At 72.8% G+C, this 4655-nt stretch carries 4 protein-coding genes; 3 read left to right on the plus strand and 1 reads right to left on the minus strand.

What is annotated here, in order from left to right:
• Positions 1-479, minus strand: a 479-nt coding sequence (locus ACWEN3_RS41885) for a MerR family DNA-binding transcriptional regulator (protein ID WP_452982617.1), incomplete at its 3' end; no start/stop codon positions are given.
• 58 nt (positions 480-537) lie between these two features.
• Here ACWEN3_RS41885 and ACWEN3_RS41890 point away from each other — a divergent pair.
• From ACWEN3_RS41890 to ACWEN3_RS41900, 3 genes are all read left to right on the plus strand, one after another.
• On the plus strand, positions 538-1740 hold the full coding sequence (locus ACWEN3_RS41890; protein WP_452982620.1) for an erythromycin esterase family protein: 1203 nt from the start codon (positions 538-540) through the stop codon (positions 1738-1740).
• 180 nt (positions 1741-1920) lie between these two features.
• Positions 1921-2115: an antitoxin gene (locus tag ACWEN3_RS41895; protein WP_452982623.1), complete on the plus strand. Its 195-nt coding sequence runs from the start codon at positions 1921-1923 to the stop codon at positions 2113-2115.
• A 29-nt stretch (positions 2116-2144) separates the two neighbouring features.
• A complete protein-coding gene (locus tag ACWEN3_RS41900) occupies positions 2145-4475 on the plus strand; it encodes an ATP-binding cassette domain-containing protein (protein ID WP_452982626.1) in 2331 nt (776 codons plus the stop codon).
• Positions 4476-4655: the final 180 nt, after the last annotated feature.

A 4655-nucleotide genomic window follows, 5' to 3' on the forward strand; every position in this document is an offset into this window, starting at 1 on the left:
GCGTCCATGCCCTGAACGTCGCGGTCGGCGGTCTCCAGCAGCTGGTGGGCCATGTCGATCATGGCCCTGCCCGCCGCCAGTTCGTCGCCGCCGGACCCGGACAGCGCGTCGGGCCCGGACCCCGCGGCGGGCCCCAGGTCGCGCAGGGCGCTCTCCACGGCCTGGAGGGTCCGCCGGTCGTCGAGGAGCTGGGCGTGGCTCTCGTCGACGAGCCGGAACGCCTCGTCCTCCGCGCCCTGGTTCACGGCCCGCATGATCGACGTGGCCGTCCGGTGCCCGTGGCCGGGCACCAGGGCGAGGAACGCGCGCAGGGCCCCCGCGTGCAGCGAGGTGTAGGTGCGATAGCCGTGGGGTGTGCGACCGGCGGCCGGGAGGATGCCGGCCTCCTCGTAGTTCCTGATCGCCTGCGTCGACAGACCGTGCCCGCGCGCCAGATCAACCGGCCTGAGTCGCCCGCCGTTTTGAAGGTTTCTCCCCATGGAGCCGACGATATCGCGGCAAAGTCTCAACCGGAGGTTCAACGATACCGTTGAAGCCATGGCTACGGACATCAAGGACACCGCCCATGCCGTCGAGGCCGCCGCCGTCATGGGGCTGCTCCCGGGCCGGCCCCGGCTGCTCGCCCTGGGCGAGCCCACGCACGGCGAGGACACCCTGCTCGAACTGCGCAACGAGCTCTTCCGGCAGCTCGTCGAGCAGGAGGGCTACCGGACGATCGCGATCGAGAGCGACTGCATGATGGGCCTGGTCGTGGACGACCACGTCACCTCGGCCAGGGGCACCCTCGACGAGGTCATGGAGCACGGAATCAGCCACGGCTGGGGCGCCTTCGCGGCCAACCGCGAGCTCGTGCGCTGGATGCGCGACCACAACGACGGCCGGCCCGCGTCCGAGCGGCTCCGCTTCGCCGGTTTCGACGGCCCCCTGGAGATCACCGGCGCCGCGAGTCCCCGGCAGGCCCTCACCGCGCTCCACGACTATCTCTCGGCCCGGGTCGACGCGGACCTGCTGCCCTGTACCGCGGAGACCCTCGACCGTCTGCTCGGCACCGACGACCGGTGGACCGACCCCGCCGCGATGACGGACCCGGCCCGGTCCGTGGGGCGGTCGGCCGAGGCCGGTCGGCTGCGGCTGCTCGCCGACGAACTGGCGGCGCTGCTCGACGAGCAGATGCCGCACCTGCTCGCGTCGACCTCGCGGGACGACTGGGACCGGGCGTGTCTGTACGGGCGGACCGCGACCGGCCTGCTGCGTTACCACCACTGGATGGCCGACACCTCGCCGGCCCGCATGGCCCGGCTGGTCGGCGTGCGGGACCAGATGATGGCGCACAACCTCCTCGCCGTCGCCGCCCGGAGCCCGGTGCTCGTCCACGCCCACAACGGCCATCTCCAGCGGCACAGGAGCACGACGCGGATGGGCGGGACGCCGCTGGAGTGGTGGAGCGCCGGTGCGCTGGTGAGCGCCCGGCTCGGCGAGGAGTACGCCTTCGTGGCCACGGCCCTCGGCACGATCCGGCACCAGGGAGTGGACACGCCGCCGCCGGACACCGTCGAAGGACTCCTCTACGCGCTCCCTGAGGAGCGCTGCGTCATCGACGCCCCGCGGCTGGCCGCCGCCCTCGGGGACGAGCGGCCCGCGCCCCGCGTGTCCCCCTGGTTCGGCTACGCCCCGCTCAACCCGGACCACCTGGCGGACAGCGACGGGATCGTGTTCGTCAAGGACAGCGCGCGGCGCTAGTGCCGCCGGCAGCGGCCGGGCCCGCCGTAGCGTCCTGTCACCCGGCGTTCCGGCCGGTCCGGACGCCAGGCAGGCGCTCTCGGCCGTCGGCCGGTGGGTGACAGAACCCGCTCGAGATGCGATACCGGCCCGCGCCGGTAAGGCTGGGAGGGCAGGCCTCAAGCGACGAGGAGGGCAGCCATGTCCTTCATGGACAAGATCAAGGGCATGCTCAAGGGCCACGAAGACATGGCCGACAAGGGCATCGACAAGGGCGGCGACTACGTCGACCAGCGGACCGGGAACAAGTACCAGTCGCAGGTCGACACCGGCCAGGACAAGATGAGGGACGAGTTCGGCACCCGCCGGGACCCGGGCAACCCTCCACAGTCCTAGCGCTCGGGGGCGGATAGAGTGGCCCCCCGATGCACAGCCCCCAAGACCCGTACGTCCGTGTCCGCGGCGCCCGTGAGCACAACCTCAGGGGTGTCGACGTGGACATCCCGCGCGACGTACTGGCCGTGTTCACCGGCGTCTCCGGCTCGGGGAAGTCGTCCCTGGCGTTCGGCACGATCTACGCCGAGGCCCAGCGGCGGTACTTCGAGTCGGTCGCGCCGTACGCGCGCCGGCTGATCCACCAGGTCGGAGCGCCGAAGGTCGGCGAGATCACCGGGCTGCCGCCCGCGGTCTCGCTGCAGCAGCGCCGCTCGGCGCCCACCTCCCGCTCCTCGGTGGGCACGGTCACCAATCTCTCCAACTCCCTGCGGATGCTGTTCTCGCGTGCCGGGGAGTACCCGCCGGGCGCGGAGCGCCTGGACTCGGACGCGTTCTCGCCGAACACGGCGGCCGGTGCCTGCCCGGAGTGCCACGGTCTGGGCCAAGTGCACGGCACCACCGAGGAGTTGCTGGTGCCCGATCCCTCGCTGTCGATCCGCGAGGGCGCCATCGCCGCCTGGCCGGGCGCCTGGCAGGGCAAGAACCTGCGGGACATCCTCGACACGCTCGGGCACGACGTGGACCGGCCCTGGCGCGAACTGCCCGCCGAGCAGCGGCAGTGGATCCTCTTCACGGACGAGCAGCCGGTCGTGACCGTCCATCCGGTGCGGGAGGCGAACCGCATCCAACGGCCCTACCAGGGCACGTACATGAGCGCGCGCAGGTATGTGCTCAAGACGTTCTCCGACACCAAGTCGCCCACTCTGCGGGCCAAGGCGGAGCGCTTTCTGGCCAGTGCGCCCTGCCCGGTCTGCGGGGGCAGCCGGCTGCGGCCCGAGGCGCTGGCGGTGACGTACGACGGCCGGACCGTGGCGGAGCTGGCCGCGCTGCCGCTGACCGACCTGGCCGGGCTGCCGGCCGGCGGCACGGAGACGGCGCGGGTCCTCACCGAGGACCTGAGGGCCCGTATCGCGCCCGTGGTCGAGCTGGGCCTCGGCTATCTCAGCCTGGACCGGGCCACCCCCACCCTGTCGGCGGGCGAGCTGCAACGGCTGCGGCTGGCCACGCAGTTGCGGTCCGGTCTGTTCGGAGTGGTGTACGTGCTGGACGAACCGTCCGCCGGGCTGCACCCGGCGGACACCGAGGCGCTGCTGACCGTGCTGGACCGGCTGAAGGCGGCGGGCAACTCGGTGTTCGTGGTGGAGCACCACCTGGAGGTGGTGCGCGGCGCCGACTGGCTGGTGGACGTGGGTCCCGGCGCGGGCGAGCACGGCGGACGCGTGCTGTACAGCGGGCCGCCGGCCGAGCTGGCGTCGGTCGAGGGGTCGGCGACGGCCGTGTTCCTCTTCGACGAGTCGCCCGGGCCGGCGCGTGCGGTCCGCGAGCCGCGCGGCTGGCTGGAGATCGGTCCGGTGACCCGGCACAACCTGCGCGAGGTGACGGCCGTGTTCCCGCTCGGCGCGTTCACCGCGGTCACCGGGGTGTCGGGGTCCGGGAAGTCGACGCTGATCGGTGCGCTGACGGAGGACCTGGCGGGCGTCGACCGTCTGGTCCGCGTCGACCAGCGGCCGATCGGGCGGACCCCGCGCTCCAACCTGGCCACGTACACCGGGCTTTTCGACGTCGTACGGAAGGTGTTCGCCGCGACGGACGAGGCGCGGGAGCGTGGATACGGCGTGGGGCGGTTCTCCTTCAACGTCGCCGGGGGACGCTGCGAGACCTGCCAGGGCGAGGGGTTCGTCAGCGTCGAGCTGCTGTTCCTGCCGAGCACGTACGCGCCCTGCCCGGACTGCGCGGGCGCCCGCTACAACCCCGAGACGCTCGAAGTGGCGTACCGGGGACGGAACATCGCCGAGGTGCTCGATCTGACGGTGGAGGCCGCGGCGGAGTTCTTCGCGGACGTTCCGGCCGCCGCCCGGAGTCTGGGCACGCTGCTCGACGTGGGGCTCGGCTATCTGCACCTGGGCCAGCCGGCGACCGAGCTGTCCGGTGGGGAGGCGCAACGCATCAAGCTGGCGAGCGAGTTGCAGCGCGGCCGCCGGGGCCACACCCTCTATCTGCTGGACGAGCCGACGACCGGGCTGCACCCGGCCGACGTCGAGGTGCTGATGGACCGGCTGCACGGGCTGGTCGACGCCGGGCACACGGTCGTCGTGGTCGAGCACGACATGACGGTGGTCGCGGACGCCGACTGGGTGATCGACCTGGGCCCGGGCGGCGGCGACCGGGGCGGCCGCATCGTGGCGGCCGGCCCCCCGGAAGAGGTGGCCCTGGCAAAAGCCAGTGCGACGGCTCCCTATCTGGCGCGGGTCATGCCCTGACGACTCGCCCGGGCGGTCGCCCGCGACCATGGCGGGCGGAACGGGCGGACCGGTCCACCGCCTGAGCGGCGCTATCGGGCGCGGGTCATGCCCTCGGGAGCCGGTGGGGCGGTGGCACCCTTCACCCCGGCAGCATGGGAGCAGCCATCGCCGCTGAGGCACGACGCTCCGGTGCTGAGG

The sequence above is a fragment of the Streptomyces sp. NPDC004561 genome, from assembly GCF_053602155.1.